Genomic DNA, 2,067 nt, shown 5'->3' with positions numbered 1-2,067 from the left:
GAGTTCGAGGAGGCCCTCGCCGAGGGGGACGAGGCGATCCCGGAGTCCCGCGCCCTCGCCCCGGAGAAACCCCGCCGAAGATTCACGCTTCCGCTGCGCAAGCGCTACCGCGTGAGCGCCCGCTACGGCGTACGCGGCGACTGGGCCGCCGGGCACCACACCGGCATCGATCTCGCCGTCCCGAAGGGCACCGCGGTGCATGCCGTCGGCGCGGGCACCGTCGTGCTCGCGCGGTGGTCGGGGGCGTACGGCAAGGCGGTGACGGTGCGTATGCGGGACGGGCACTACGCCGTGTACGCGCACCTCTCCCGTATCTCGGTGCGCCGGGGGGCGCGCATAGGCACCGGCGACCGGCTCGGCAGGAGCGGGGCCACGGGCCGTGCCACGGGGCCCCACCTCCACCTGGAGATCCGGTCCCGGCGCGGCTACGGGTCGGACATCAACCCGGTCCGCTACCTCGCCAAGCGCGGGGCACGGCTGCTGTGAGGCCGGGGGCACGGGGCCCCGGTGACGCCGTACTTACTGTCGAGTAAGGTCGGGCCTCCGTCATCACCTGAGGAGGCAGCATGCCGCTGGTGCCCCGTTCGCCCCTGCTCCTGGCCGGTCTGCTGGCCGGGGCGGGCGTCGCTCATCTGGCCGCCCCGAAGCCGTTCGACGCCACCGTGCCGCGTTTCCTGCCGGGATCGCGGCGGAGCTGGACGTACGGCAGCGCCGTGGTCGAGTTCGCGCTCGCGGCCGGAGTGGCGCTGCCCCGCACCCGGCGCCCCGCGGCGCTTGCCACGGCCGCCTTCTTCGTGGGCGTGTTCCCCGCCAACGTGCAGATGGCGGTGGACTGGCGCGACCGCCCCGCCCCGCTCAGGGCCGCGGCGATCGGCCGCCTCCCGCTCCAGGTCCCGCTCGTGCTGTGGGCCAAGAACGTGGCGGGGGCGGCCCGTCGCGCTTCCTAGCCCTGGCTCACGGTGCTGCGCCCCGCGACCGCCGTGGAGGTCGTCGTGGTGTGCGTCAGGCGCGCGGTCCGGGTCGGGACGTCGACCGTGTAGGCGTCCACGGTCATGGCCCGTCCGGAGACCTTGAGCACCATGAACCCCACGTCGGAGAAGTTCTGCCAGGCGGCCGGGTGGTCGAAGTGGGCCTTGCCGTCACCGGACTTGGCGGCGGCCCCGCAGACGATCTGGCGGGTGCCGGCCGTGCGGGTGGTGGGTTCGAGGACCTGGAGGGTGTGGTCGTGCCCGGACAGGATCAGATCGGCCCGGCCGCACACCACCTGCTCGTACAGCTCCTTGAGGTGGATCCCGCTCGTGTAGTGGCCGATGACGAATCCGTCGTACGACCCCGCGCTGCCGTGCTTCCCGTTGTTCAGGTAGGGATGGTGGCCCAGGACCACCTTCCAGCGGGCGCGGGACGCGGAGAGCGCGGTGTCCAGCCACTGCCGCTGGGCGCGCATGTAGGGTCCGTCCCACCGGTAGTGGGGCGAGATCTGGGCGACCGTCGAGGCGACCGGGTTGGTGTCGAGGGCGAAGAACTCCACCACGGGGTCGTCAGAACCGTCGCCGGACGGCAGTGCGACGTTGTAGTAGCGGCCGGGCATGTACCAGCGCGGCGACGAAGCCGCGTAGGAGACCTCGCGGTCGCCGCGCGACGGGTCGCCGCCGCTGCCCGGGATCAGGCCCGAGCAGTCGTGGTTGCCCAGGACCATGAGCCAGGGGACGTCGATGCCGGTGTTGGGCGTCTCGAACTTGTCCCGGAACTCGGAGTCGTGGTCGGACTCCGGGCCGTTCTCGTAGATGTTGTCGCCCAGGCCGACGGCAAGCGAGATCTCCTCCTCGCGGCACACGCGCCGGGCGGCCTCGGTCACGGCCAGTTGTTCCTCGCCGCCGGTGCCCGCGTCCCCGGTCACCAGGACGGCGAACTCGCCCTGCCGGTTCGGCCCGTCGGGGAAGGGGAACTTCGCGACCCCCTGCGACGCCGCGGCCTGCCGCGCGCCGGACGGCAGCACGGCCAGCGCGGCACCGGCCGCCGCACCGCCTAGCAGCGTGCGGCGGTGCAGGGTGAGGGCCTGCGGGCCCC

The 2,067-nt window shown here is 73.3% G+C and carries 3 protein-coding genes; 2 read left to right on the top strand and 1 reads right to left on the bottom strand.

The window, feature by feature from the left end; all coding sequences use genetic code 11:
- Positions 1–486: M23 family metallopeptidase (locus ACQKIP_RS45930; protein ID WP_427745718.1), on the top strand; the 486-nt coding region annotated here is incomplete at its 5' end.
- Positions 487–566: 80 nt separating this feature from the next.
- A complete protein-coding gene (locus ACQKIP_RS45925; protein ID WP_365862494.1) occupies positions 567–947 on the top strand; it encodes a DoxX family protein in 381 nt (126 codons plus the stop codon).
- Here ACQKIP_RS45925 and ACQKIP_RS45920 read toward each other — a convergent pair.
- The gene (locus ACQKIP_RS45920) at positions 944–2,032 is read right to left on the bottom strand and encodes a metallophosphoesterase (protein WP_427745719.1); all 1,089 of its coding nucleotides are present in this window, start codon (positions 2,030–2,032) and stop codon (positions 944–946) included. The genes ACQKIP_RS45925 and ACQKIP_RS45920 overlap by 4 nt on opposite strands.
- Between the last annotated feature and the right edge of the window lie 35 nt (positions 2,033–2,067).

Origin of the sequence: Streptomyces sp. NPDC059900, from assembly GCF_050270335.1 — a bacterium.
Lineage (GTDB): Bacteria > Actinomycetota > Actinomycetes > Streptomycetales > Streptomycetaceae > Streptomyces.
Note: the sequence above shows the minus strand (reverse complement) of the source record. Positions and strands in the feature narration are given on the sequence as shown.